Origin of the sequence: Legionella sheltonii (assembly GCF_026191355.1) — a bacterium.
In the GTDB taxonomy this organism is placed as follows: Bacteria; Pseudomonadota; Gammaproteobacteria; order Legionellales; family Legionellaceae; genus Legionella; species Legionella sheltonii.
On record NZ_JAPHOQ010000001.1, the window covers coordinates 1 to 26,723 of the forward strand.

Below are 26,723 nucleotides of genomic sequence, written 5' to 3' on the forward strand. Positions count from 1 at the left end.
TTCTTGAAACTGTTTAGCCATACCAAAATAATTTTTCAGCCAAGGATATTTCTTTTGATTTTCAGGATCCCGCAGACAACGCAGCATTTGCTGTTGGACTACACCAAAAGTAATTTTATAAGCATCCATAAAACCACTAAAATCCAGTACATTTAATTTATCGAGTTCAAAGGTCTTTGCAACTGCTTCTTCTGAAAATAAGATATCAACTAAACGATTTAACTGAACCTGTTGTTGGTTTAACATTCCATTAGATTGAAAAATTTGCGCAAATAGCTCGCGGCAAAACTGTAATTTTTCAGTAAGTGCATGTTTTGGGTTAATTTGCTCGAGTTTTTTAATTAGATCTTCTTCTTGCTCGGCGCTCTTTTTATCATCCTCCAAATAAAAATCATTTATCTGATTAGAATAGTATGTTGATTTAGCTAAAACACTCACCATTCCAGTAATCACAGCAAATTCATTACTGTTTAAAAGCCTTTTTTGCTGTTCTGTGATCACTTGCCCTAGGGTATAACCCCTAACAAACTGCCGAAATTCATTATCTATTAAAGAGCCAACTGCTTCGCTATAGCTTCTTTTATGTTGACTATTTGCTGTCGCGTGTAGTTTCTTTCCTAAGTCAATCATTGAATTAAAAACTGCTTTATGTGCTTCGGAGGTAAAAGATAAGAGCACAACATGGTAGAGATCATGCAATGCGAAGCCAAAACGACCCGACTTAAGGTTATCCGCCTCTGTTTTCTCATATTTGCCAGGAAAACTTAGACCAAATGGATGAGTATCCTGCTTATGCATCTCATAAACCTCATCAAAATCATCATCACCAATTCGTGCGACGAGTTGCTTTGGTTTTTGTGCTAATACATTGAGAGTAGACTGAATCATTGTCATTGAAGGAATAATAAATTCGTATTCCCCATCAGATTTTTTCTTTGGCATAAATAAATCAAAACCAGTTCGAGCAATCGCTTCAAAAATTCCAAATTGTTCACCAGGATTTTCAACTGTAAAGGTATAAAAGCAACGCTCTGATTCTGGAACCTCTTTGTTAAATAAGGATTCAAATAACCGTTCCTTTGACTTATCATCCATTTCATCATTTAATGTCTGATGCCCAAATAAATTATCCCCCACATGCTGAATACTCAGAAATTTGTTTAACTTCTGTTTTGTACCTTTATCCTCATCCGTTAATTGATAGGCCTGACACGAAACTTGCTCTTTTTGGGGATAGTCTTTAAACGCAGCCCAAATCAGTAACATGGAAATAAATTGTGCTTCATTTATCTCTTCGTCTTGAAGTGCAATTAATGCATACTTAGGAAGGTCATCATGAAAAAAAACTGAGGAAGTCATTTCTGCTTTATGCAATGCATTAACTAAGCTCTTGGAGCCTTCCTGCATTTCGGGTTGATCCCGATATTCTTTGAGATCGGCTAAAATAGACTCAGAGTTTTTAAAAATCGGCAATTGACTTAAATCTCGCATGAGTAACCTCAAAAATTATAAAGACAAAATATCGAAGCATAATACGAAAAGATCAAAATATAATCAATCAGATTTAAATTAATCGATTATGTTTCTTTTTAATTCGTTTAATGCACAGCAATACAAAAATGGTCAAGTCTTGATATTTTGGAATAAATTTATGAATCAAAAGAGATAGTAATTAATTGAGCCTTCGCAGCCCATAGCCGTCAAGCTAAGCAATCGGAGCTAAAAGCAATCTCCTGGAAAAGGGTTGGCAAGAAACTTAGTTTTCGTTTCTTTGACGGCAAAGAGAGCAAGGTCCTCAAAGAAATCAGCAATAAATAATTTTAAGCGATAGAGAGAAGAGAACGCCTTGGTCAGTAAAGCGGATTTGAAGAGGAGCAAGGCACAAGATTTATAAAAAGAAATGTCTTTTGCAAGATGAATTCTGACAGGATTACATAATAAGAAAAACAGCATCATTGTAATAAATTTGCTATATATTTCAGTGAGTAATCGAGTAGATTTATGAGTGCGGAAGTGATTTATTTTCATTAAAGATTTGCTTAACTTAAAGAATAACTCTATTTGCCATCGCAAGGCATATGTTTGATGTATATCCTCATCCGTTATTTGTGTTTTTAAGGTATTGGTAATGTAAATAGACCAATCTTGCAGAGCGAGAGCTTCTTTACTAGGCTTCATGCCTCGACGTCGCAATCCTTCTTTGAGCTTATGTCGCCGTTGTTCGGCGATTTGAGAAGGGAGTCGTGTTGCAACAATTCGCACGGGGATTTTGTCTTTTGCTCCTAAAAGTACGGGTTGTGAAAAGAGAGCTCCTGCATTAGAAAGTGTTTTTAGTAAATCAATCGGCTGATGATCGGTTTGAAACAAAGTGGTTTTAGTGCGAAAGCGAGTGACAAAAAAAGCACCTCCATCTATAATTTTCTGAAAGGAACTCAGTTTAAAATATCCTAAATCCATTAAATAAAGTGCATCTTTTTCTACTTCCCTAAAATAATGATCAAAGCCTTGGTCATTATGACATCCGTCGGTTAAAGTCAATGCTTTGATTTGTCCTTCAAGATAGTCAAACATGACTTGAATTTTTAGTGCAGCATCAGAGGCAGCTCCTCCACTTCCCTTAAATAATGTATTGAAAATACTCGGTAAAGAAATCGTACTGCTGTCCACAATATTGATATGGCTAAATCCTTTTAATCCTTTAATGGCAGACATTTTTTCGGCCTTGAAATGGTTTAAGCAAGCATTTGAAAGTGCTGCTAACCACTTCACCGTTGCCTCGTTAAAACGCTCGTGAATACCCTGTTTCGTGATAGATATTTTTTCTTTCCTAAGTAAACTACTCAACTGCTCCAAACTAAAGTGTGGATTAAGGTTCCCTACAATCAACGCTTTTATAAATGATGAAGCGGTTACTTTTGATTGACGTTTGGTAAATCCATATTCCTTACCAAGTGTTCGCGCTTCTTTAGTTAAAAAATTAAAGATTTTTTGTGGCAAATTTGATATTTTGTTTAACAGCATAGAGTCCCTTTTTCTTTTTATTTCCCGGCTAGGAAAAAATTTAAAAGGGTACTCTATCTTTTTTTCTAATTAATTCAACCGCTTAACACCAAAAATCTACTTCTTAGCTTGACGGCTATGGGCTTTAGCCCAACCTACGCCAAATCAAGCTTATCAATGAGAGAAACCCCTACAAATAGAGTTTAAACCGCAATTGGCGCTTTGATGGCCGGATGAGATTGATAGTTCACGAACTCAAAATCTTCATAAACATAGTCAAATAATGACTGTGGTTTACGTTTGATATTTAATGTAGCTAAGGGTAATGGCGCTCTGCTTAATTGCGTACGTGCTTGTTCTAAATGATTGAGATATAAGTGGCAATCGCCGCCAGTCCATATAAAATCGCCCACATTGAGATTGCATTGCTGGGCAACCATGTGAGTGAGTAGCGAATAAGATGCAATATTAAAAGGTACACCTAAAAACACATCTGCAGAGCGTTGATACAATTGGCACGAAAGCGTCTTGTCTGCCACATAAAATTGGAATAAAGCATGACAAGGCATTAACGCCATTTGATCTAACTCGCCAACATTCCAGGCACTGACTAGTAAACGGCGTGAGTCAGGATTGGTTTTGATTTGCTGCACCACATCACTGAGTTGGTCAATCGTACGGCCATCTGTGGTTGGCCAATTTCGCCATTGTTTGCCATAAATAGGCCCTAAATCTCCATCGCTATTAGCCCATTCATCCCAAATAGTGACCCCATTCTCATTTAAATAGGCAACATTAGTGTCTCCTTTTAAAAACCAAAGTAATTCATGCACAATACTGCGCATATGCAATTTTTTGGTAGTCACTAAAGGAAATCCTTGACGTAAATCAAATCGCATCTGATACCCAAAAACCGATAAGGTTCCTGTCCCTGTTCGGTCTGTTTTTTGGGTACCGTGTTGTAAGATATGTTCTAATAAATTCAAATAAGTTTTCATCGTTTAAGCCACCATAACCAAAATCCAAGTAATAACATGGGGATTGATAAAATTTGTCCCATAGTCAACCATCCAAAGGCAATATAGCCAAGCTGTGGATCAGGTTGTCGGAAAAATTCCGCAATGATACGACACACTGCATACCCCATTAAAAAAACAGCGGACACCCGTCCAGCGGGACGAGGTTTACGTGCATAGATCCAGACAAGGAGAAATAAACCAATTCCTTCCATACCGAATTCATACAACTCAGAGGGATGACGAGGCTGGTTATCCACATGACTGTATACCATACCCCAAGGCATATCGGTCACTCGTCCCCATAACTCACCGTTAATAAAATTGCCGATACGCCCAGCACCTAAACCAATAGGGACCAGGGGGGCAATAAAATCGCCTATTTCCAGGAATGATTTTTTACTTTTGCGAGAAAAGAGCCAGAGGGCGACAGCAACACCCAGCAAGCCACCATGGAAAGACATTCCTCCTTGCCATATTTTAAATAAAGAGAGGGGATCATGCATCAATTCCGGGAAATTATAAAAAAGCATATAACCAATTCGGCCACCAATAATGACACCAAGAGCCGCATAAAAAATCAAATCACTGATTTGTTCTGAAGTCCAATCCAGGTGATAGTGCTTGTTCCGCCAATGGGCGAGTAACCAGCCACTGACAAAGCCAATCAAATACATTAAGCCGTACCAATGAACTTGTATTGGACCTATTGAAAATGCTACAGGGTTAATGTACGGAAAGGTTAGCATATTTTTTAAGTTCCTTTTTTTCCGAACCCACGCCATCGGGATGGCGCAGGTTTCGCTGTGTTGCACCCAGAGTATTGGATTCAATCAGATTCTTATTCATAAAGACTTTCCAGCACGGATGAGGCCGCCTAATCCTTCTTCCTCTAATGCCTTTTGTAAATGAAAACGTATTTGCGCTGGGTGTTCGAACTCCAATACTTCGGCAAGAATCTTGCGCGCATTAGCAATGGCTAAATTACGAATAACCCATTTCACACGCGGTAAACTAGAAGAGTTCATACTTAAGGTATCAAAACCCATGGCGACTAATAAAATCACAGCTAAAGGATCACTGGCCATTTCACCACAAATACTCACTTCCACTCCTGCTGCATGACCTCCTTCCACTACCTTCAGCAAAACACGCAACATCGCTGGATGCATGGAATCATAAAGGCCGGCAACGCGGGCATTATTCCGGTCGACAGCCAGAAAGTATTGGGTCAAATCATTGCTGCCTACAGAGATAAAATCAACTCGCTTGGCGATTTCCCGTGCCAAATAAGCAGCGGCAGGAACTTCGATCATGACACCTAACTTTGGTTTTTCGATGACACAACCTTCTTCTAACAATTCTGTAAACGCTTGATCAATAAGATAAGAAGCTTCTTCAACTTCGCTTAAATTGGTGACCATAGGTAACATGATCCGCAAATTATTCAACTCTTCGCTTGCACGCATCATCGCGCGCACTTGCATCAAGAAGACATCAGGATGATCTAGGGTGACCCGAATTCCTCTCCATCCTAAATAGGGGTTATCTTCTTCTACAGGAAAATAGGGGAGTACTTTATCGCCACCAATATCCAAAGTTCGCATGGTTACGGGACGGGGAGCGAAGGCTTTCAATGTTTGCCGATAAATAATGGTTTGCTCATCTTCTGAAGGGAAATGATCCCGACTCATAAAAGGAACTTCCGAACGGTATAAACCCACACCCTCAGCTCCGACGCTCATGGATAAACCAGCGTCCATGGCTAAGCCGGTGTTTACTTGCAGAGAAATTTTATAGTTGTCGGTAGTTTCCGCAGGCTTATCCCTTAAACTGATCAGACTCTGGTTTAGTGCCTGTTCTTCTTGTTCCAGAAGTTTGAATTCTGCAAGTACGGATTTCGATGGGGAAATATAAACTTGTCCATAATACCCATCAACAACAATGGCGCGTCGGGAAATTAAATCTAATTTTAAACCACGAACACCCATAACTGTGGGAACACCTAAGGCGCGCGCTAAAATAGCAACATGCGAGTTATTAGAACCCTTGGCTGATATAACTCCCGCCAGGTATCCTTCAGGAACCTCAGCCAATGCTGCTGCGGTTACTTCCTCGCCAACCAAAACGGTCCTTTTAGGGTATACAATCTCTTCTTGTTGTGACCACTGTAGTGCTGCTAAAACACGACGTCCCAAATCGCGGAAATCACTGGCTCGCTCTCTAAGATAGGAATCCTCCATATTTTCAAATTGGGCTATGTGTTTTTTAATTACAGTAGCTAAAGCAGCCTGGGCTCCAATTTTTTCTTTACGAATGATGTGTTCCACTTCAACACCTAGGCTGTCTTTATCCAAAATACGTAAATAAACGTCAAACAGGGCATGTTCTTCTTCCCCGACAACCGACTTCATGCGCCTACTTAAGCGGTGCATGTCTTCACGAGTGGACTCCAGAGCTTCGTAAAACGCATTAATTTCCTCATCCAAAGTCTCAACTGGATTTTGTGGCACGGCATCAATATCTGCTTGCGGATATACAACCACCGCAGTACCTATTCCAATACCTGGGACCGAGCCAATCCCTGCTAGAGCGGTTGTACTGGTTTCAACTTTTTTAGTAACACCCATAGGCTTGGGTTGGGTTAGTTCCGCTAACTCACCTGTTGCCTCTGCATGAGCTATAATTCCACCAAGTTGAGCCGCTAAGGTAATTAAAAAAGATTCTTCTGTATCATCGAAGTAACGTTGTTCTGTTTGTTGAACAATGAGGACGCCATAGAGTTTTCGATGCTGAATAATAGGAACGCCTAAAAATGCTTTAAGATGCTCTTCGCCCAATAGCGGATTATGATAAAAGTCAGGATGGGCAGGGGCATCTTCAAGATTTATAGGCTCTTCCCGCCGACCAACAAGGCCTACAAGGCCACTATCAAATGAGATACGAACTCGAAATTGTGCTTGCTTGTTTAAACCTTCTGTTGCAATAAGGACATATTCAGCGTGTTTGGTATCGATGAGGTAAACGGAAGCGGCCTCCGCATTAATGGCTTTATTTATTTGTTGCACTAAAATGACAAGCGCCTCGGAAAGCTGCTTTGCTGTAGTGACTTCTTGAACTATCCGTTTAAGTACTTTGAGCATCTATGCCTATGATTACCTCTTCTGTAAATGGTCACCCTATTAAGGAACGGCTGTATCGAGTATATCTTGAATAAAATCGCTGCGAGAAATACTCCGTACGATTTTCGTTCAATCTATGCTCAAATTCAATCGTTCACCAACATTTTTAAATCGCAGCTGTCCTATGTTCTCTTTTTTCGTTTAATGCCATAGGGGGAACGACGATTCTTTTTCAATAAAGGTTCTAATTCTTTTAATGCCTGCGAGTACACTTGGCGTTTAAAAAAAATAACCTGTCCTTCTGGCTCATGAAAATCAACCCATCGCCAGCTGTCAAATTCTGGTGAGTCACTCAGATCCAGTTTGACTTTCTGCTCACTGGCAACGAGCTTTAACAAATACCATTTTTGTTTTTGTCCAATCACTAAAGGTTCGCTGCCATGACGCAGATATTGTTTAGGAAGTCTGTATTTAAGCCAGCGTTTGGTAGAGCCAATCACTTCAACATCTTCCTTATCCAAACCTACTTCTTCATGCAATTCCCGAAACATTGCTTCTAATGATGTTTCACCAGCAGCCAGGCCGCCCTGCGGAAATTGCCATGCATCATGACCAGTCCTTCTACCCCAAAAAACCCTATTCTGTGCGTTGACAAGGATAATACCTACATTCAACCGATAACCGGCACGATCAATCACCATGATGTCACTGTTTAGATTAAACCGCTAATAGCTTGATTTTTCCATAAACTGCGAGAGCTTGGCAATTAAATCTGTAATTATTATTGAAAAAAGGTAACTACTCAACAAAATCCATCTTATTTCTATTAACGTAAATGGTGCCTGTCCAAATCCGAACCCGAAAAAGCATGGTTAGGTATAGGCTTAAGAGCGAGAATCATAAATCATTTCTATACTCACTAAATGGCGCACGATTTTCGGTTGACACATACGGTCATATACATAGATTAGAATCCCTCAGTATGCATGACCCTACCCTGGATTCAATAAACGTATATAATTGGGACAAATATTTTGAGTTTGAAGCATATGAAAAAGAGAATTTTAATCATCAATACGGGCGGGACAATTAGTAGCATTAAGACAGAAAATGGTTATGAGCCAGCTGCGGGTTATGTAGAAGCTGCTTTGCAACAGATTCCTTTGCTCAAACATGAAGACATGCCCGAATATTCGATAAAAGAATATGATCCGCTGCTTGATTCTTCGAATATGACGGTGTACGACTGGAATCGAATAGCACGTGATATAGCGGACAGTTATGCCTATTTTGATGGCTTTGTTGTATTTCATGGCACGGATACTATGGCTTACACTGCATCGGCTTTATCCTTTATGTTGGAGAACTTAGGTAAACCAGTCATTATTACCGGTTCACAGATTCCTTTATCTGAAGTACGTAATGATGCAATCGATAATGTGATCACTTCCTTATGGCTTTGTGCGAATCAGCCCATACACGAAGTATGTATTTATTTTAATCAACATCTGTTACGCGGTAATCGCTCACAAAAAATTAGTTCACAAGGGTTTAAAGCGTTTGATTCTCCGAATTACCCCCATCTAGCGTCTATTGGGATTGAAATAAAAGTTCACAAAAGCTTGTTGCTGAAACGACCGCAAAAGCCCTTTCATTTACAAACAATAGAGCCACAGTTTATTGCCAATTTCAGGTTATTCCCGGGGTTCGCTACGGAGGTTTTGACTTATATTTTAAATCAGTCTTTATGCGGTTTAATCCTCGAGACGTACGGTGCAGGTAATGCACAAAATAATGATCCTCGTTTTTTAAAATTACTCAAGGATACTTGTGCACGTGGGGTGATCATTGTTAATTGCACCCAATGCCAACAAGGTGGGGTGGAAATGAGTCAATACGCTACCGGACATTCTTTAAAGAAAGCGGGGGTGATTAGCGGTCATGACATGACCCCAGAGGCAGCTCATTGCAAATTATTGTATTTGCTGAGTAAGCGATTAGAAATTTTAGAAATAAAAAAGCTTATGGAAACAGATCTTTGTGGTGAATTGACTTCATAGTGAAATATTTTTGGCCCCAGGCCAGGGGACGACTCAACAAAATTTTCCCATCCCGGGGGAGATGGGATTTTTTTAAGACCAAATAATTAAAGTGATAACGCTACTTTCTCTTCTTCCTTTTCTTTTTTATCGTGTGCTCTGGCTTCAATTTCCTCAAACGCATTGTCCATCGCAACTTTTAATCGGCCACGACTTGGTTTTATAGTTGGTGCTTTTACACGTGCAACGGCAATCAAAGTGACTTGCACCGGTATCGAGTCAATTGGTTTGGACTCTTCACAAATTTCAGCATTCTCTCTATGAATGGCTTGTATTGCTTCAATAACAAATGTCTTACGCAAACTTTTGTAATCCGGTTTATCTGGATCTAAACCGCCCAGTTTTTTCTTACAGATGAGAATATTTTTCATCAGGCACTCTTCCTTTTTGGCTCTGATTTCTATTGCGGTAGAGTTACTAATGGAATTGGTTACTTTTTCATATATTTTCGCGAGCATTCCTTCTTCTGGTGGACAAATAATGTGTTCGCCCAAATAATAAGCTGCATGAGCACAAAGTAGATTAAACGGATCATCATCATCAGCGACATCGATAAAAGTAAATGCTTTCTCACCGTTCTCGCTTTTCTCATTTTTCTCAGATTTCTCCACAAGACAACGGTAGAATCGATCTAGGGTTGAATTGAGTTTACTTAAAGTGTCATTCAAATCACCGCGCTTCCATGATTTTTTTGCACGCATACTTTCAACTGCGCTATCTACGTCGCTAATGAGTAATTGCAAGGCTGCTAAATTTTTTTTATCTGTATCTTCTGGGACAAAGTCTGCAACTAATTTTTGCAGAGTACGGGTTATATTTCTTTGTTGTTCTGAATGTTTGGTATCTCGAAACAATCCATATAACATCCCATTATCATCAGCAATTGAATCTTCAATTGATTTATTCAAAACTCGGTCAATAAGTGCTTGGACGGTTCTAACAAATATGGTCATCGCTCTACTCCTTGAACTGTAATTTAGTTATCATACCTGTACTATTGAGACAGACTTTTCATCGCATGGCTGTCATTGTGCTTAACCTAGGAATTCATAACTCCATGAACTTACAAATTATTATTTTAGCTGCAGGACAAGGCAAACGAATGTATTCTAGTACCCCTAAAGTACTTCACCAAATTGCTGGGAAGCCTATGTTGACTCGGGTAGTAGAAACCGCACAACAACTAAATCCTGATGTAATTCATGTTATATACGGTCATGGTGGTGAACAACTTAAGAACTCACTCCCTGACTTACCTGTGAATTGGGTATATCAAGCAGAACAATTGGGTACTGGACATGCAGTCATGCAAGCCTTACCTTTTATTCCACCACAAACACAAGTACTTGTTTTATCTGCTGATGTACCGCTTATTCAAGCAAATACGTTGCATGCTTTAATCGAATGCAGCCATACAGCAAATTCCTATAAATCCGTTTTGGCACTTTTGGTTGCTCATCTCGAAGATCCTAGCGGTCTTGGACGTATTATTAGAGACAACCAAGGTGAAGTTTCCATCATTGTAGAAGAAAAAGATGCAAATGAGCAAGAAAAGAATATAAAAGAAATTTATTCTGGGATATGTTGTGCACTATCTGATGATCTGGCTTCTTGGTTGCCCAAATTGAGCAATGATAATGCTCAGTCTGAGTATTATCTTACAGAAATTATTGCTTTAGCGGTTGCCAGTCAAACTCCAATTAAAACACTGAGTGTAAATGATAGCGCAGAAATTCAAGGTGTAAATAACCGATTGCAATTGCAGCAGTTAGAACGCATATGGCAGGTACGGCATGCAGAACAATTATTGCAACAAGGTGTGATGCTTGCTGACGCCAATCGCTTTGATGTGCGTGGTGAGTTAGTCTGTGGTAAAGACGTATTCATTGACATTAATTGCGTATTTAAAGGAAAAGTAGTGCTCGGCGATGGCTGTTCTATAGGACCTAATTGCGTACTCACCGATGTGAGTTTGGGAGCGGGTTGTGAGATTTATGCTAATAGTGTATTAGAAGGATGTGCCATTGCTAATGATTGTACTATTGGCCCTTTTGCTCGCTTAAGAACGGGCACCGAGTTGGCTCCGCACTGTAAGATAGGTAATTTTGTTGAAACCAAAAAGGCTGTTTTTGATGAGGGCTCTAAGGCAAGTCATTTAAGCTATTTGGGTGATGTGACTCTTGGAAGACAAGTTAATGTGGGGGCTGGTACGATTACCTGCAATTACGACGGGGTGAACAAACATAAAACCATTATTGAGGATGGCGTTTTTGTTGGTTCAGATACACAGCTCGTTGCCCCAGTAACAGTTGGTGCCTATGCAACTATAGGCGCGGGCAGTACTATTCGTAAAAACGTTCCTCCTGGTGAGTTGACACTCACTGAATCAAAACAGAAAACGGTTTATGGCTGGAAGAGACCGGTGAAAAAATAAGTACTCACGCGATATGACTGGAAAGTCACATTGGGCTCATCGTTCAACCTAAGCTCAAATCTGACTTTCCACCATAATTCAAATACACTTCCTAACCTCGTCATCCCGCAGTAGTGAGGGAGCTCCACATTGTAGCACGGTGATTAGTATGAGGAGATCCCTCATTGCTCTTGGATGACGTCAAAATCCTTGGATTTCGCGCATCAATCATACTGCAAAGCCAATGACTTGTTTTTTTCCATATAAGCACAGAACCACAGAATAAATGGTAGAAAAATCAAGGCCATTAATAATTTATAATGCCAAACATTTGCTACTAAATTAATAATTTGATCATAAGGATAGATGCCACCGAATAGTAAACTATAGTCAATCAAACATAATAAAGAAGTAGAACAAAAATTAGCGATTAAAATACGTAAGGGACGATGAAAGTTCCATTTGGAGTTTTTCAAATAATGGAGCAGCATGGCATTACTGATAAACCCAATAAACAAGGTCAGAGAAGCAGTGGGTAATCGCTTCAACATAATGTAGTTGTAGAAAGGATTCAAATTAAAAAATGTTGGAGAGGGTAAGGCTACAATCCCCATTAGTAAAACATCGAAGGTAAATTGGGTGGCAATCAGTATCAGACATAATTTTAGATTGACTCGATAACCCCAAAGCTCACCGAGAATAGTACTAATTGCCAGGGTAATGGGAAAAAATAATGAACTTGCCGAGAGCACCATGTATTTATTGATAATGGTTACTATTCTGTATTCACATGCTAAACAAATAAGCATGACCACAATCGCAATACAAATAAAGTAATGATATAAGGGTAACTCTTCTCTGCCTCGTTCAGGAAAAAATAAGTTTTGGTATTTCAATAATAAAGTCAGATAGAAAACACCGATAACGAGTAGTATAAGCGAGGCAATCATCAATGAATCAATAAAAATTTGTTTGAAACTTTGAAGATGAGTTCCTGAAAATAAGAGAAAAAAGTCCAGCCCAAAAAAACTGATGCCACCTAATACTGCTAGAAGCATGCATTGTTTGGGAGTGGGTGAGGTTTTACTGTATTTAGGATTAACCAAGAGATGGGGTAGGTAAAAACTCAAGGCAAAAGCAATCGTAGTTGCAAAAAACTTTTTAGGTATGTCTTCAAAAATAATTTGATACACTGGATTATCATGCATGTACTCCGCTGCAGGCAAATTGATTAGGACATAAACGCCAATACAATAGAGATACAACGTCATTAGCGACATATTGAGCATGTGTCTTTGCTCTTTAATCGTGCAATTTCTTAATGCTAATAAATACAAGCCTGCTATAAGTGGGCAGATTAAACCATTTACAGAAAATATTAGCCCTTGAATCAGTACAATTTTGAAAGAGACATTGATTAATAAAATCAGGGTGGTAATTACACCTACGGTTAGAAACAAAAAACAGCGTGAACGCTGTGAAGGCAATGATTGATTCATATTTATCGGATTTCCATAATTTTTCCTTGGCCTGTGCTAATAATTGCCCTGTAATCAACTAATTCGCGCGTAAATATAACACCATTGCATTTAATATGGCAATAGTTGGCCAGTTTTGCTTAAGACACAGATTATATGGGGTTAAAAACGGAATTTTTTTATAGAAAATAGGCATAAATTAAAATATTCACCAAAGTAAGAGGAGCGCCGATTTTTATGAATTCAAAGAAGCCAAAGCCTCTAACGCTTCTTTTTTCACAGTTTTGAATGATAATAATATTACTTGCTGCTCCTAAAATTGATAAATTGCCTGCAATCGTACTTCCTGCCGCTAAAGCCAACAGACTTGAATCAGAAACAGAATGGTGCAGGAGTAGAGGTAAATATAAGACTACCAACGGCACATTGGAAATAAATTGGCTTAGAATGATGCTGATTATCAATATAACAGGAACGGCGGTCACAGAAAGTTGAGAATGATTGATCCGCGTTTGCAAGAAACCACTATCCCATACACTTTGCATCAGAATAAAAATACTCGCGAAAAAAATCAAAGTGCCCCAATCCAACCGTTTGAGGAGTTCCCATCGGAGTTTACTAAAAAAAATCGGCAAGGAGGAGATAAGTGCCAGGTAACTAAAATTCAAGTGGATAGGTGATTGTAGGGATTCAAAAATTATTTTAAGGGTGATTAGCAAAAAGAAAATGATTAAGCTCAATTTAACAAGGGTCATTGTATGATGATCATTGACAGGCTTTGGAATAGGCTTTTCTATAGGTTCATTTAAGATATCTCTATATAAAAAATAAATAAAAAAATAAGTAATGATAAGATTTATTACAGTGGGTATCGCCAAGAGTCTTATGAATTGAAAAAAAGGCGATGGCATGTTTGCTTTTACAGCAATCAATAAATTTTGTGGATTACCGATGGGAGTGAGCGTACTGCCTATGGTGATTGAAAAAGCCAGTGCAAAAAGTAGAGGTTTAATTAACCTTTTATTAGATTGACACAATTGAATAATAATGGGGGTACCGATGATGGCAATTGTATCATTCATAAGCAAGGAAGCACTTAAGCCAAGAATAAATAAAATAACGAATAAAGCCTGTTTTCCTGTGTGGGCATGAAAAAATATTTTATCGGTTAGCTGTTCTAAGTAACCACTGTCTTCGGCTGCTTGGGCGATGAAAAAAACCCCAAACAGATAGAGCATCACATCCGGTTCAATTGCTGCAATTGCATGAATTGGAGTGATTTGCCGCAATAATAGCGCGACAGCAGCACCTACCGTGGTTAACAGCCAAATGGGAATGATGACCTGACTCATTCTGCGAATAGCAATTCCAATTAAGGTGATGAAAAGAATCAGGATTGCTGCAGGCATTCTTTAATCACCTTAATTCATCAGTTGTTTTCGAGTGAAGCATATTCCTGTGTTGATTGCGAGGAAGATAGTTCTTCATTGTTTGATGGTAGGCTACCGGCATTGCCTACGAGCTTAGGGCGCTGTTTGGTAGAAAATAAGCTGTTTGCTGTGATTAAAGACCTAGGTTTTTGGGAAATTAATCGTTTCGCATCAGTCACCGTTGGCGCTCTTACTGTTTTTAAATCATCTGCAGGAGGCAGCACTTTAGTTGGAGACTCAGGAGGCAGCTCAATGATCTTACCTGTTTCATGTAAACCCACTTTCGAATTTCCTTTTGCCAAGATGACCTCGTAAGCCACATTATTTCGTTCAAGCCATAATTTAAGTGCAGTAACAAACGTCCAAAAGTCTTCCTTTTTACTCAAGGATAATAGAAATTCAGATAATTTTATAGGTAAACCAAAGCGGTAGTTTAATAAAACTGGAAGTGTATATTTGACTGTGGCTGCAATAGGCTTATGCGCTGTCGTTAGTGATTTAACGGGTTTTGCTGCTTCGACTATTTCCAGAATGTAGAGTAAATCACTGCGTATGTCAGGCCAAAATTGCTTAATCACCGGATCATTGACTGCATTTTTAGGGCTAAGAAACATATTGGGTAAAAGAACTCTTGCCGTTTTCTTGAAAAAACCTGGTTGTGTCACTTGTACTTGCTCTAAATCACTTTCAAGTATGTTCGTTAAGAATTTAAAAACAGTTGATAGAGGGATGAATGGCTTTGACCCTGGTGGTTGTTTAAAATCAATAGGTATTCTTTTCATCAATCCTGCAAACACCACATCAACAGCAAATCGTTTCGTACGATCAAAAATAACCAAAGGATCGACAGGGATTGCTCCTTTTGCGGATCGAACTAAGGGTAAAGACATGTGTGATGCAAGATTAATATGTGCCAAAAGTAATAAATGGCGTAAGGTTCTGAGATAAAGATAGGGAGGCATTCCCACGGTGGATTCAAGCCCATACTCCATCAAAGTTGAAGCCGCGGTGTATGTTAAACCCAAAGATAATATGGATTCCGACTTCATGGCCTTATGGCGCTCGCAGCGTTCTGGTGTTGCCATACGCGTAATATATTCACCATAAAAGTAGATGGCTAATATCCAAGAAATTTGTTCGCCACCATAAGGAAGTTTGCTAATTCCCCAAAGTAAGACATCATTAAGCATCAATACTAAAGGCTCACGCAGAGAACCTTTAAATTTACGTTTAAAATTACAATCTTCTTCTGTTTCCCCGCAGAGGGTTGGAGGCGGGGGAGTCTGTTTTCCTTTGTGTTCATTAAAAGCTGAAGAACCAAATACATCAAGCGCCAGAGTATGTGCAATTATTTTAGGGGCTTGTCTGTAGGTATAAGCCTGAACTCCATAGTTGATTAAAGCCAATGTCGGTAAAACTAAGGAGTAGGGTGAAAGCCCTGTTGTTGAATCTTCTGGATAGCTTTGGCGAACGTAGCTTTGTATTCCGTTGTTGACAAAATGTACTGTGGCTACGGGTAAAACATCATAGAAAAGAATATTTCCTGCGCCATTGACAATTTTCATCACCGGCGGAGTAACTACAGCAGGAATTGCCTCCCGTAAAGCTAAAACTTGCTCCACTACATAAAATGCTGTATTTGCAGCATAGGCTATGGTTTGCTTTATCGGTGCATTGTTCCAAACCCATGTTGCTCCATTGCCAAATGATTTGGCCCCATTAACGGTAGATGTCCACCAGTTCATATGTTTGCTCTCCCTGCAACAACGAAATTTTATTGTAGGGGTAAAAATTTAGAAATGCTAGTCTTTTTCTCATGAAGCGCAGGAACATAACATGTTGTTACGATTCTATTAAGATCAATATGTCAAAAACAAAGTGAGTTATTCTTTATCTTTCAGCTCAACGACTCCAATATCATCACTGATTAATTGTTTCTTCCACGGTAAGTCATGATAAGTTTGACCCTTTTGCAGGGGTAAGATTGGATATTTGATCACATCAAAAAAGGGGGAAAGATCAAAGTCACTTGGGGTATAAAGACGGGGATTTCTGTGGATTAATGCATAGCCTGTTTTATCTTTTTTTATAAGCGGCAAAATAGGGTAGTTTACTGATTGAAACACATGAGCAATCATCGAAGAGCATATATCCTCTGTGGGTTGCAACATATTGTGCTGGAATAAAGAAGAGCGCCATTTACGAGGAAAAAAACTCCAAGGAAAAATAAAGCGTGCCAGATCAAAAAGATGTCTTAAACTGTAGTACTTGCCAATTTTATGAATGGCGGCAGCAATCACTTTTTCTTTATCCTCGGGAAGCAGTAAGGACGGTCTTAAAATGCGGATGTGATCATTTTTATATTCATCAACACACGAAATTCGAGTTCCTTCGCCAAGGACACTTTCTATGATGAGCTGATCTGAAGTCAGATTTGGAGAATTTTTTTGTACTATTTCACGTAAAGACGGATTTGTAATCTCCTCAAGACGCCCAATATATAAAGCGGCGTGCGTCCAGGTGCTTTCGGAAATAAGGCGAATAATATTGCCCATACGTGTATGACTTTCTACTAAGAGTACATCTCCAGGTTTTATTTCCTGGGTGAATTGAGCGAAATCATACAGATATGTTCTTTTAGTGACGTTATCTTCCTTTGATAAAAATTGGTAAAATTTTAATAAAATGAAATTTATAAAAGTTTTTTTATCGCTTTCTTTCATTGTTGTTGTCCGTAACTTATATTTTTATCCAACCCTCATCCGCCCTAACGGGCACCTTCTCCCCATGGAGAGAAGGGATATTTTTAGCTTAATGACAGTGGAGAAACTTTTCACAACCATCAATTATGCAATCTCCCCTATCCCACTTGTGGGAGAGGGGTAGGGGTGAGGGTGATCTTCTTCCCTGATAGAGAATAGAGAAGAAAATTTTATCTTATAAATTCTTATCTGGGTACTCACAAAGATCCTGGATGATGCATGTCTTGCAATGAGGGCTTCGTGCCGTACACACGTATCGTCCATGCAAAATCAGCCAATGATGGGCATCTTTTAAAAATTCAGGCTCTATGTTTTTTATGAGTGCTTTTTCCACCGCTAGAGGAGTTTTCCCTTTAGCAAGTCCAGTCCGATTGGCCACTCGAAAAATATGCGTGTCTACTGCAACAGTGGGTTCGCCAAAGGCTGTATTGAGAATGACATTGGCAGTTTTGCGCCCCACTCCAGGTAGAGACTCCAATTCTTCACGTTTATTGGGAACATTTCCATCATACTTATTAACCAGCAAAGCACAGGTTTTCATAATATTTTGTGCTTTGCTGTTATAAAGACCTATTGATTTAATATATTCTTTTAATTGTTCCAGCCCCAAATCTAGAATATCTTGAGGCGAGTTTGCAACAGGAAATAATTTAGCAGTTGCTTTATTTACCCCAGTATCCGTTGCTTGGGCTGATAAAATGACCGCGATTAATAATTCAAAAGAAGAATGATAAACTAATTCAGTCGTTGGATGAGGATTTTGCGCGCGAAAGCGTACAAAAATTTCTCGACGTTTTAGCTTATTCATAATTTTTTCGCTTTAACACGTGCCAATGCTTGTTGAATGTAGTCTTGCTTAGCATGTATGTCTTGAGTTTTATCCGCTTTCAAAGCAAGTTGACGTTTTTCTCTGTAAGCTTGTTGCTTTTCATGTTCCTCGCGCAATAAACGGCTTTGTTTCGCGTGAAAACGTGTGCGTGCCAAATCTTTATCGTAGTGTACCTCCGGTAAACTAACCATCTCAATGCAATCTACTGGACAGGGTGCGACACACAAACCACAACCGGTACATTCATGGTCGATTACTGCATGCATTAATTTGCCACTGCCAATAATTGCATCAACTGGGCACGCTTTGATGCATTTGGTACAACCAATACATTCTGCTTCACGAATGACTGCAACCGATGGCGCGCGAGTATTTGCAAGTGCGTCTGCCAAATAAGGAGTTGGGTCAACCTGCAATAAAGCGCCTAACGCTTTGACGGTGGCAACTCCTCCAGGAGGACATTTATTAATCGTGGTTGTCCCTTGAGCCAAGGCTTCAGCATAGGGTAAGCAACCAGGAAAATCGCATTCACCGCATTGAGTTTGCGGCAAAAGCGCGTCAATTTCTTTAACTGAGGCCATTGTACACCTGTTTGGATTGCTCCAGCATGGCTTGTATTTTTTCCTTTTCAACACGCACCATTAAAGGCTGGAAAATATTGAGATGGTGATTTAATAAAGGATGATCGATTGCATCCCAAGCAAGCGGTTCACAATTCAAAAAGTCTTCCGCGGCTTTTGCCATCTGCGGCAATACCGGCTTTAAATAAGTGATCAGGATGCGAAATAAATTAATTCCCATGGTGCAAATGTCTTGAACTTCAGATAAACGTCCTTCTTCTTTTGCCAAAACCCAGGGTTTATTCATATCAATGTACTGATTCACTTTATCAGCACAATCCATGATGTCACGAATAGCGCGTGCGTAATCACGAGAAATAAAAGATTCTATGATCTCTGCGCGCATTTCCAGCAGTTCTGCATACAGCTGCGGATCACTTAAGCGGTCGCTGAGGCGGTTATCAAAACGTTTATTAATAAAACCGGCACAACGACTGGCGATGTTGACCACTTTACCGACCAAATCGGCGTTGATGCGATTGATAAAATCATCAAAATTTAAATCCAAATCATCAACACGGCCATTGAGTTTGGCCGCAAAATAATAGCGCAGGTATTCAGGATGTAAATGCTGTAAATAAGTACGCGCTTCAAGGAAAGTCCCACGTGATTTTGACATTTTTTGGCCGTCAACTGTCAAAAAGCCATGGGTATAAACTGCTGTGGGCATGCGATGACCACTGGCAGCAAGCATGGCGGGCCAAAATAAAGCATGAAAGTAAACAATGTCTTTACCTACGAAGTGGTACAATTCGGTTGTGGAGTCTTTATCCCAAAATTCACTAAAGGAGATATTTTTCTCATCACAGTATTTTTTAAAACTGGCCATATAGCCAATAGGGGCATCAAGCCACACATAGAAGTATTTGTCTGTAGTCCCAGGAATAGCAAATCCAAAATAGGGCGCATCGCGCGAAATATCCCATTGCTTTAATCCGGCGGCAAACCATTCATCCAGTTTGTTCGCTACCTCTGCTTGCAAGTGACCACTACGGGTCCATTCTCTTAAGAGATGCTCATAACGAGGTAAATCAAAGAAGTAATGCTCTGAATCTTTTTCTATAGGTTTGGCACCAGAAATAGCAGATACCGCATCGATTAGATCCGTCGGGGAGTAGGTTGCACCACATACTTCACAGTTATCGCCATATTGATCTTTAGCACCGCATTTGGGACAGGTTCCTTTGACATAACGATCTGGCAAAAACATTTGTTTTACGGGGTCATAAGCCTGGCGTATGGTTCTTTTAATTATTGAGCCATTTGCTTGCAATGCCTCGTAAATCGCTGAAGCCAATGCTTGGTTTTCTGGCGAGTGGGTGGTGTGATAGCAATCATAATCAATGGCAAAGGCTTTGAAGTCTTGTTCATGGCTTAACTTAATTTCAGCAGTCAACGCTTCAGGTGTAATCCCCATTTGCTCTGCTTTCAACATAATTGGGGTCCCATGCGCATCATCGCCACAAATGCTGATGCACTCAATGCCCGACATTTTATGGGTGCGTACCCAGATATCCGTTTGAATGTGTTCGACCAAATGACCAAGATGTAAATGGCCATTTGCATAAGGTAAGGCGCTGGTTACCAGCATTTTACGTTGTTTCGCCATCAATGAGTTACCCGCTTGTGTTAAATGACAGATTATAACGTATATGAGTGATAAATGCTGTAGGTAGCTGAGTTATTGCGAGAGTCTTAATTATAGGCCCGTTTTGGAATCAAGCGCACCATACAATGCGGTATTCCCACAGATTTAAAATGAGTTGCCACTCTTTTGCGTGTACAAAAAAAAACGCGGCCTAGGCCGCGTTTAGCAGTAATTTTCACGCAACCTAATTATTGCTGGCTGCCTGAAAGCTTACGTGCAGGTGTGTGAGCAGCTTCTTCGTCCAGACTAAGTAAATCTTCTTCGGATTTTTTAGCAGTAACAGTAGGTTTTGATGAAAGAAGTGGTTTAAAGTTTAACACGTCCGCTTCTTTTTGCTCTTTCCTTTCAACTTTAGAAGAACCTAAATTGCCTAATGGGCTAGGAACTGTTGTTACTAACAGGTCATCTTGCTCATCTTCATTAGCTGTATGAATCACTAAAGGTTTGCGGCTAGCACTAGCCTTTTTGCAGCAGCCTGCAACCCATTTAACAAAATTGCCAGCAGCAGCACCAACATAAGCTAGGGTAGAAGTAGCTGCAAAAGATAATGCAGAAGCAACACCGATTTGTGCAAGAGCGTTAGCGCCAGCGATACCTGCAATCGAAATACCGTAGACGGAGAATGAAGCAACAGCAGTTAAAGCAGCAGGCCACAAGAATAAAGTAAGGGCAGCAGCACCAGCAACAGCTAAAGAAGTCCAAGCAGCAACAGCAATCGCTTTCTTATGCGCAACTAAAAAGTCAGCAGCTGCACGAGTAACAGTCTTGAGACCATCAGCTAATAAGCCAACTAAAGATTTGATACCATCAGCTAATAAGCCAATTAAACCAGGCTTCTTCACAGATTGACCGGTATCTTTATCTGTTTCAGTAGAGCCTAATATTAAGTTAGTAATAAAGTTAAAGGCAGTAGCTGGCGCATAACCAACTGCACTGAAGAAATTACTGATTTTTTTTTTCTGAATTTTTGTTAATGCCATGTTTTACTCCAAGGTTATAAATCACGGCGGATGATAGCAATGTTTTTGCTACATGTGAATCAAAAATGCTCAATTTGTTGTAACAAAAGTGTAAAATTATTTGATTTTTTGGCACCAATAGTATAAAAAATTTTCACATTTTTCTTTATTTATCCTTAACGAGCAATTATTGTTCGTCCGTGAGTCTTAGTTATCAGTTAGGGCCTATCAATACCTGTCTTTAATCGATATTACTTTGGTGAGATGAATGACGGTATAAGGTAGGGTCAGCAACTCCAGCTCCGATAAAACCACGTCGTCTAAACGTACAACTGTCGCATTCTCCGCAAGCTTGGCCAGCATCATTTGCCTGATAGCATGAAACCGTTAAGCTATAGTCTACGCCTAGGCTTGTCCCCAATTGAATGGTTTGTGCCTTACTCAAGTGCTGTAAGGGCGCGTGAATGGAAAAATGATCCCCAGTGACCCCAGCTTTGGTTGCCAAATTGGCTAAAGTTTGAAATGCATCGATAAATTCGGGACGACAATCCGGATAATGTGAATAATCAACAGAGCTTGCGCCGATAAAGATATCTCGTGCCCCTATGGATTCAGCAAGACCTAAGGCCATTGACAAGAAAATTGTATTGCGAGCAGGAACATAAGTAACGGGAATCTCAGAGCTCTCCTGAAAAGCAGGTACTTCCAAGTTGGAATTAGTCAAAGCGGAATTGCGGAACAGTTCTGTATCTAAGGTAACGATATGATGTTTGGCCACTTTATAATGTTGTGCAATACGCTGCGCGGCGAGCAGCTCAGCAGAATGCCTTTGTCCATAAGCAAAACTTAGTGCATAACAGGAAAAACCTTTGGAGGTTGCTAAAGCCAGACAAGTCGTTGAATCCAGACCTCCAGACAGTAAGACTACCGCTTTTTTCATAATGTAAAAGTCTCCATGAAGAATTTAGCTATCTTATAACATGTTCAATAAGCCTAAGTAAAAAAAGCTCGTTAAATTTTACGGACAGACCAGGAAGTTAAAGGAAATCATTTTTTACTACGTGCCGAGATTTGCCGGCGGAATCCAGAAATTTTGAACCCTTTACTCGACCCTGCTGACCAGTCGCAGGGGCTAGGCAGGGTATTTTACCATTTAACTGAATGATGCCTGAAAATGTAGCCAGGGTTTCTGTCTAGATCTTATCGAGAAGTTACCTTTTTTTAGGTCAAAAATACTGTTAGAATGCGCCAAATTATGCCATAACATGGGACCTTATGACGACTACTTTTTATCCTGTTATCCTAGCTGGAGGTTCTGGAACTCGTTTATGGCCGTTATCTCGTAAAAATTATCCGAAACAATTTCTGGCCTTAAACGGAGAATTATCCCTTTTACAGCAAACCGTGAAAAGAGCTCAGAACTTGGTAAGTACTCAATCTCTTATTGTGAGTAATGACGCTCATTATTTTCTTTGCCAGGATCAATTAAATCATTTTACCCATTCAATGACTTATCTGCTGGAGCCTTGTGCCCGCAATACGGCTCCGGCGATTGCCTGTGCTGCGCATTATTTATCGCAAATTGCCGGCCCAGATGCAATGATGTTAGTACTGCCTTCAGACCATTGGATAGCCGATGATCAGGCATGGCGAGAAGCGATGTTGATCGGGGCGCAATTTGCGGCCGAGCATCAAGCTCTAGTTACTTTTGGTATTGAGCCTGATAGCCCTAAAACAGGATATGGTTATATAGAGGCGGGTATGTCCTTAACCGACAAGGTGCAGCAAGTTTTAAGTTTTAGAGAAAAACCAGCCATTGAGATGGCAAAAGAGTTTATCGCCAGTGGCAATTATTTTTGGAATAGTGGCATGTTTGTATGTCGTGCTGGTGTCTATCTCCAGGAATTGGCCGAATACCAGCCGGATATTTATTATTTTAGTCAGCAAGCAGTTTCAAAAGCCCAGCATCATCATGATTTTTTACGTCTTGATTTAGAATGCTTTTCGCGTTGTGAGGCAGAGTCGATTGATTATGCGATTATGGAAAAGACAAATAAAGCGGCTGTTATTCCTGTTTCCATGCAATGGAGTGATTTAGGATGTTGGTCTGCAGTTGCCGATGCAAACATACCGGATCAAGACGGAAATACGGTGACTGGAAAAGTTATTGCTCAGCAGAGTACGAATTGCTTGATTCATAGTACCGACATTTTGGTCACTGCAATCGGGGTTCAAGATCAAATTATTGTTGCAACCCAAGATGCTGTTTTAGTAGCAGACAAGCAATATTCACAACAGGTTAAGGATTTGGTGAGTTCTTTAAGTAAAGATCATCATCAAGTAACCCAGGATCATCAACGGGTATCTCGTCCATGGGGATATTATGAGATTTTAGCCGAGGGTGCTTCATTTAAGGTAAAGCGACTGATGGTGAAACCTGGAGCACGTTTATCCTTACAAATGCATCAGCATCGAGCGGAACATTGGGTGGTTGTCTCTGGAAAAGCAGAAGTAATCAATGATAGGCAAACAATCCACTTATCGGTAAATCAATCGACTTATATTGCACAAAATACGCTGCATCGATTAAGCAACCCAGGGGATGAGCCGCTGTATGTCATTGAGGTACAAAGTGGCGCCTATTTGGGAGAAGATGATATTAAGCGTTTTGATGATATTTATGCCCGTGATCTCTCCTAAAAATTGAGCCGCCTGTAGGTAGGGTCTTGACCCAAGCTACCAGACCACAATGATTTTTACATCATGGGGCATCTTAACCCCGAGTTTCACATTATTTCACCTCAAAATATGATTAAGTGCCTCTTAAAATGAATTATTTTGTAAAATTATGGTTTCAAATGTGTAAATCAATGTATGTACATCTTGTTTTTTTAATTGATTTTATGTTATAAAAAAGAACAGATTAATTTTTTACTTAGATTAAATGAATTAGTCGCCGAAATTCATGAACACCGAGGTGGCACTTATGGCAACAAGTAGCGCAATTCTTCAATCCTTTCTTCGAGATGCTTTAAAAGAAAATAAGGAACTTGCTGATTTGAGCTTCGAGGATTTGCTTAAGTACAACAGAGCAGAGTGCGGCCTTATCAAGATAGATCCAGATCAGCTTAATTTTGAAGATGAAGAGGAAATTCAATTTGAAACCCTCAGCCCATTGCTTCATGAGAATAACGCCATCGTTTTGCAGGATGGCGTGCTTTATTATGTTGATATAGATGTAGATCTAAAAAAAGTAAGTATTCGCTTAATTGAAGAACCAGATGAACTCGATCCCAGTGCACAGACTTATGATTACTTTCAATCTATACGCCTTCAAAAGCAATATGACCAATTAAAACAGACCTGTTCTAAAAAGTATCAACGTGCCAGAGGAGCAGAGCTAGACGCTATTCGCTCTTTAACTGGTCGCGCGTACACGGAGCATCGTAGTGATAGTTTTCTGCCCTCCTTAGAGTTTTATTTAGGAGTATTGGATAACACGGATAGGGTTATGTTTGCCTATATGAATGACAAACAAAAAGAAGAGTTGGCATTCAATTTGAAAATCACCCTGATGCTTTTGGCAGCGCAACAAAAGCATGAGATTGACTATCAAAAAACAGAAAATGCAAAAAAATATGGTGAATACATTAAAAGATGCTCAAAATTTCTTATAGAGCTGGATCCTGAGTATCAAGAACGAATCAAAAAGCATCCTGAACAAGAAGAGCTTCATCCTGATCAGCCAATAAAATATTTGGGTATTCCCCTTGGTCAATTGTTGGCTAGAGACATTGCTGATTTATCTGGTGGGACGGCAAGAAAAATTAGAGACAACATGGGCGGTCTGAATGAAGGGCGGCTATATTGGGTATGGGGATCAAGTTTCTTAAAAACCGTGATTAGCCTGGTTCCCGAAGATCGTTTTTATCAAAAACAGGCAACCGATGCGATAAGAGTGCCTGATCCTTATACCGGGAATCTGAGCTGGATTTTATATTACGCTCGTTTTGCCCTGAATCTGTTTTTATTGCTCAAGCACACCGTTAAACATCCATGGATGAGTGACGAAGAGGCAAAAACACCTTGGCAGGAGCGTTTCCTAACTCAATGGGATCAAAGAAAATTTACCTTATTGAATGATTCAATTTGGGGAACGGCTAATTTAGTGTGTTTTTTCTGGCTTACTGGAAAAGGTTTATTAGGTACAGCGGGGGATGCGGTTACTCTTGCACTATTAGTTTTTGATATTGCCATAGCATTATGGGATTTTGCTGAGCAAAGTACAAAATATAATAAAGCCATGCTGCAATATGATGAAGATTTAGAACGATTACACAGACAACTTCAAGCGCTTAAGGATCTAGAATTAGTAAGCAAGCTACAGGATGAAGAGCTAAAAGCAAAGCGTCAAATCGAGATGCAAATCCACGCATTAAAACGGGAAAAGTTAAAATGTGAAAGGGAGTGGCATCTGCAAAAGGTATCCTTAATTGTTAATATTGCCTACGCTGTTAGTTTGATGGCGGCTTTTATGATCTTAACCATGCCATTCATGCCGATATCAGCTCCAGTTTTAGCTTCAATGGCCATCGCTGGTGCAGTATTGTGCCTTGCATTTACGATTATTAGTAATGCAATCAAAGGAGGCATTGAAATCTATAAAACCTATAAGAATAGACAAGAGCAAGAAGAGGATGCTGCGCAAAAGATTAAGATGTTAATCAAGTTATTAAAAGAGAATAAAGATCTCGATCTGGATGAAAAAAAGCTACTTTATCTTGAAATTAAGAAATGCCAAGCAGAATCCGAATATCAAAAAGAGATGATAGTTTATCAATCAGTCAATTTAGTGCGCAGCATTTTGATACAATGTATGGTTCCTGCTGTTGTTTTTGCCAGTTTAATGTTTGTACCTCTAGGCATAGGCATCCCTATGCTTGTTGCAGCAGCAGCGTTGGCGATCGCATCGCAACTTTTGGTGGATGCTCTATTTAAACCAGAAGAAAAAAGTTCGTTGGAATTTGATGACAAAGAATATTCGGCGTTTTGTAAAAAACTTCTTGAAGAGCCTACGCCTGAACCAAAACCTGAGCGTTCATTCATTTTCTCCTTGTGGAGTAAAAAAGAGCTTTCAAGCGAGAAAGTACCCTTGTTGGCTAGTGACGATGGACAAACGGTTACCCCAGCTGGTTCTCCCATGAATGATTTTTGTTAGTATTGTAACCTGAATTTTTTAGCTCGGATTAACGCAGCGTAATCCGGGCCAGGCGTTTTCTGTAGTATTTAAATTAGACATTTTAGTTAATTAATTTTCATTAAAATTCAATATCTTATATAAAAATAA

The 26,723-nt window shown here is 39.7% G+C and carries 21 protein-coding genes; 4 read left to right on the forward strand and 17 right to left on the reverse strand.

Annotated features, from left to right (window positions below; translation table 11 throughout):
* From OQJ26_RS00005 to OQJ26_RS00035, 7 genes are all read right to left on the reverse strand, one after another.
* Nucleotides 1-1,491, reverse strand: a 1,491-nt coding sequence (locus OQJ26_RS00005) for a hypothetical protein (protein WP_265701859.1), incomplete at its 3' end; no start/stop codon positions are given.
* Between the two features lie 228 nt (nucleotides 1,492-1,719).
* Nucleotides 1,720-3,021, reverse strand: a complete 1,302-nt coding sequence (locus OQJ26_RS00010; protein WP_265701860.1) for an IS4 family transposase — start codon at nucleotides 3,019-3,021, stop codon at nucleotides 1,720-1,722.
* A gap of 182 nt (nucleotides 3,022-3,203) precedes the next feature.
* On the reverse strand, nucleotides 3,204-3,998 hold the full coding sequence (gene thyA, locus OQJ26_RS00015) for a thymidylate synthase (protein ID WP_265701861.1): 795 nt from the start codon (nucleotides 3,996-3,998) through the stop codon (nucleotides 3,204-3,206).
* The gene (gene lgt, locus OQJ26_RS00020) at nucleotides 3,995-4,765 is read right to left on the reverse strand and encodes a prolipoprotein diacylglyceryl transferase (RefSeq protein WP_028382451.1); all 771 of its coding nucleotides are present in this window, start codon (nucleotides 4,763-4,765) and stop codon (nucleotides 3,995-3,997) included. Before lgt ends, thyA begins: the two co-directional genes overlap by 4 nt.
* Nucleotides 4,743-4,865 carry a hypothetical protein gene (locus OQJ26_RS00025; protein ID WP_265701862.1) on the reverse strand — a complete coding sequence of 41 codons (123 nt, stop codon included), beginning with the start codon at nucleotides 4,863-4,865 and terminating at the stop codon, nucleotides 4,743-4,745. Before OQJ26_RS00025 ends, lgt begins: the two co-directional genes overlap by 23 nt.
* Nucleotides 4,862-7,159, reverse strand: a complete 2,298-nt coding sequence (gene ptsP / locus OQJ26_RS00030; protein WP_265701863.1) for a phosphoenolpyruvate--protein phosphotransferase — start codon at nucleotides 7,157-7,159, stop codon at nucleotides 4,862-4,864. Before ptsP ends, OQJ26_RS00025 begins: the two co-directional genes overlap by 4 nt.
* Nucleotides 7,160-7,320: 161 nt before the next feature.
* Complete coding sequence (locus OQJ26_RS00035) at nucleotides 7,321-7,839, reverse strand: RNA pyrophosphohydrolase (protein WP_265701864.1); 519 nt, start codon at nucleotides 7,837-7,839, stop codon at nucleotides 7,321-7,323.
* Nucleotides 7,840-8,187: 348 nt separating this feature from the next.
* On the opposite strand from OQJ26_RS00035, the gene ansA reads away from it, so the two are divergent.
* The gene (gene ansA / locus OQJ26_RS00040; RefSeq protein WP_265701865.1) at nucleotides 8,188-9,198 is read left to right on the forward strand and encodes an asparaginase; all 1,011 of its coding nucleotides are present in this window, start codon (nucleotides 8,188-8,190) and stop codon (nucleotides 9,196-9,198) included.
* Between the two features lie 86 nt (nucleotides 9,199-9,284).
* Here the strand turns inward: ansA and OQJ26_RS00045 are convergent, their stop codons facing one another.
* Nucleotides 9,285-10,190 (reverse strand): hypothetical protein, encoded by a 906-nt coding sequence (locus OQJ26_RS00045; protein WP_265701866.1) that lies wholly within the window; start codon nucleotides 10,188-10,190, stop codon nucleotides 9,285-9,287.
* 104 nt (nucleotides 10,191-10,294) lie between these two features.
* Here OQJ26_RS00045 and glmU point away from each other — a divergent pair, with 104 nt between their 5' ends.
* A complete protein-coding gene (gene glmU, locus OQJ26_RS00050) occupies nucleotides 10,295-11,671 on the forward strand; it encodes a bifunctional UDP-N-acetylglucosamine diphosphorylase/glucosamine-1-phosphate N-acetyltransferase GlmU (RefSeq protein ID WP_265701867.1) in 1,377 nt (458 codons plus the stop codon).
* 203 nt (nucleotides 11,672-11,874) lie between these two features.
* On the opposite strand, the gene OQJ26_RS00055 is transcribed toward glmU, so the two are convergent.
* From OQJ26_RS00055 to queC, 9 genes are all read right to left on the reverse strand, one after another.
* Nucleotides 11,875-13,149, reverse strand: a complete 1,275-nt coding sequence (locus OQJ26_RS00055; protein WP_265701868.1) for a VUT family protein — start codon at nucleotides 13,147-13,149, stop codon at nucleotides 11,875-11,877.
* A 158-nt stretch (nucleotides 13,150-13,307) separates the two neighbouring features.
* Nucleotides 13,308-14,537: an SLC13 family permease gene (locus OQJ26_RS00060; protein WP_265701869.1), complete on the reverse strand. Its 1,230-nt coding sequence runs from the start codon at nucleotides 14,535-14,537 to the stop codon at nucleotides 13,308-13,310.
* A 20-nt stretch (nucleotides 14,538-14,557) separates the two neighbouring features.
* Entirely contained in the window at nucleotides 14,558-16,303 is a 1,746-nt protein-coding gene (locus OQJ26_RS00065; RefSeq protein WP_265701870.1) for a hypothetical protein, read from the reverse strand.
* Between the two features lie 138 nt (nucleotides 16,304-16,441).
* Nucleotides 16,442-17,281: a YiiX/YebB-like N1pC/P60 family cysteine hydrolase gene (locus tag OQJ26_RS00070; RefSeq protein ID WP_265701871.1), complete on the reverse strand. Its 840-nt coding sequence runs from the start codon at nucleotides 17,279-17,281 to the stop codon at nucleotides 16,442-16,444.
* Nucleotides 17,282-17,495: 214 nt separating this feature from the next.
* A complete protein-coding gene (gene nth / locus OQJ26_RS00075) occupies nucleotides 17,496-18,128 on the reverse strand; it encodes an endonuclease III (protein WP_265701872.1) in 633 nt (210 codons plus the stop codon).
* Nucleotides 18,125-18,730, reverse strand: a complete 606-nt coding sequence (locus OQJ26_RS00080; RefSeq protein ID WP_265701873.1) for an RnfABCDGE type electron transport complex subunit B — start codon at nucleotides 18,728-18,730, stop codon at nucleotides 18,125-18,127. Before OQJ26_RS00080 ends, nth begins: the two co-directional genes overlap by 4 nt.
* Nucleotides 18,717-20,378, reverse strand: coding sequence for a methionine--tRNA ligase (gene metG, locus OQJ26_RS00085; protein ID WP_265701874.1), 1,662 nt, complete (start codon nucleotides 20,376-20,378; stop codon nucleotides 18,717-18,719). Before metG ends, OQJ26_RS00080 begins: the two co-directional genes overlap by 14 nt.
* Before the next feature lie 227 nt (nucleotides 20,379-20,605).
* Nucleotides 20,606-21,397 carry a hypothetical protein gene (locus OQJ26_RS00090; RefSeq protein ID WP_265701875.1) on the reverse strand — a complete coding sequence of 264 codons (792 nt, stop codon included), beginning with the start codon at nucleotides 21,395-21,397 and terminating at the stop codon, nucleotides 20,606-20,608.
* 220 nt (nucleotides 21,398-21,617) lie between these two features.
* Complete coding sequence (queC, locus tag OQJ26_RS00095; RefSeq protein ID WP_265701876.1) at nucleotides 21,618-22,316, reverse strand: 7-cyano-7-deazaguanine synthase QueC; 699 nt, start codon at nucleotides 22,314-22,316, stop codon at nucleotides 21,618-21,620.
* A 335-nt stretch (nucleotides 22,317-22,651) separates the two neighbouring features.
* On the opposite strand from queC, the gene OQJ26_RS00100 reads away from it, so the two are divergent.
* Nucleotides 22,652-24,076: a mannose-1-phosphate guanylyltransferase/mannose-6-phosphate isomerase gene (locus OQJ26_RS00100; RefSeq protein ID WP_265701877.1), complete on the forward strand. Its 1,425-nt coding sequence runs from the start codon at nucleotides 22,652-22,654 to the stop codon at nucleotides 24,074-24,076.
* Nucleotides 24,077-24,362: 286 nt separating this feature from the next.
* The gene (locus OQJ26_RS00105; RefSeq protein WP_265701878.1) at nucleotides 24,363-26,594 is read left to right on the forward strand and encodes a hypothetical protein; all 2,232 of its coding nucleotides are present in this window, start codon (nucleotides 24,363-24,365) and stop codon (nucleotides 26,592-26,594) included.
* The last annotated feature ends 129 nt before the right edge of the window (nucleotides 26,595-26,723 follow it).

Excerpts from the sequence above, each read along its gene's own strand:
- glmU (WP_265701867.1), top strand. The coding sequence starts at position 10,295 with ATGAACTTACAAATTATTATTTTAGCTGCAGGACAAGGCAAACGAATG.
- lgt (WP_028382451.1), bottom strand. The coding sequence starts at position 4,765 with ATGCTAACCTTTCCGTACATTAACCCTGTAGCATTTTCAATAGGTCCA.
- OQJ26_RS00055 (WP_265701868.1), bottom strand. The coding sequence starts at position 13,149 with ATGAATCAATCATTGCCTTCACAGCGTTCACGCTGTTTTTTGTTTCTA.
- OQJ26_RS00090 (WP_265701875.1), bottom strand. The coding sequence starts at position 21,397 with ATGGCATTAACAAAAATTCAGAAAAAAAAAATCAGTAATTTCTTCAGT.
- OQJ26_RS00045 (WP_265701866.1), bottom strand. The coding sequence starts at position 10,190 with ATGACCATATTTGTTAGAACCGTCCAAGCACTTATTGACCGAGTTTTG.
- nth (WP_265701872.1), bottom strand. The coding sequence starts at position 18,128 with ATGAATAAGCTAAAACGTCGAGAAATTTTTGTACGCTTTCGCGCGCAA.
- OQJ26_RS00065 (WP_265701870.1), bottom strand. The coding sequence starts at position 16,303 with ATGAACTGGTGGACATCTACCGTTAATGGGGCCAAATCATTTGGCAAT.
- ansA (WP_265701865.1), top strand. The coding sequence starts at position 8,188 with ATGAAAAAGAGAATTTTAATCATCAATACGGGCGGGACAATTAGTAGC.
- OQJ26_RS00100 (WP_265701877.1), top strand. The coding sequence starts at position 22,652 with ATGACGACTACTTTTTATCCTGTTATCCTAGCTGGAGGTTCTGGAACT.
- metG (WP_265701874.1), bottom strand. The coding sequence starts at position 20,378 with ATGGCGAAACAACGTAAAATGCTGGTAACCAGCGCCTTACCTTATGCA.
- ptsP (WP_265701863.1), bottom strand. The coding sequence starts at position 7,159 with ATGCTCAAAGTACTTAAACGGATAGTTCAAGAAGTCACTACAGCAAAG.
- queC (WP_265701876.1), bottom strand. The coding sequence starts at position 22,316 with ATGAAAAAAGCGGTAGTCTTACTGTCTGGAGGTCTGGATTCAACGACT.
- OQJ26_RS00080 (WP_265701873.1), bottom strand. The coding sequence starts at position 18,730 with ATGGCCTCAGTTAAAGAAATTGACGCGCTTTTGCCGCAAACTCAATGC.
- OQJ26_RS00105 (WP_265701878.1), top strand. The coding sequence starts at position 24,363 with ATGGCAACAAGTAGCGCAATTCTTCAATCCTTTCTTCGAGATGCTTTA.
- OQJ26_RS00025 (WP_265701862.1), bottom strand. The coding sequence starts at position 4,865 with ATGAATAAGAATCTGATTGAATCCAATACTCTGGGTGCAACACAGCGA.
- thyA (WP_265701861.1), bottom strand. The coding sequence starts at position 3,998 with ATGAAAACTTATTTGAATTTATTAGAACATATCTTACAACACGGTACC.
- OQJ26_RS00060 (WP_265701869.1), bottom strand. The coding sequence starts at position 14,537 with ATGCCTGCAGCAATCCTGATTCTTTTCATCACCTTAATTGGAATTGCT.
- OQJ26_RS00070 (WP_265701871.1), bottom strand. The coding sequence starts at position 17,281 with ATGAAAGAAAGCGATAAAAAAACTTTTATAAATTTCATTTTATTAAAA.
- OQJ26_RS00035 (WP_265701864.1), bottom strand. The coding sequence starts at position 7,839 with ATGGTGATTGATCGTGCCGGTTATCGGTTGAATGTAGGTATTATCCTT.
- OQJ26_RS00010 (WP_265701860.1), bottom strand. The coding sequence starts at position 3,021 with ATGCTGTTAAACAAAATATCAAATTTGCCACAAAAAATCTTTAATTTT.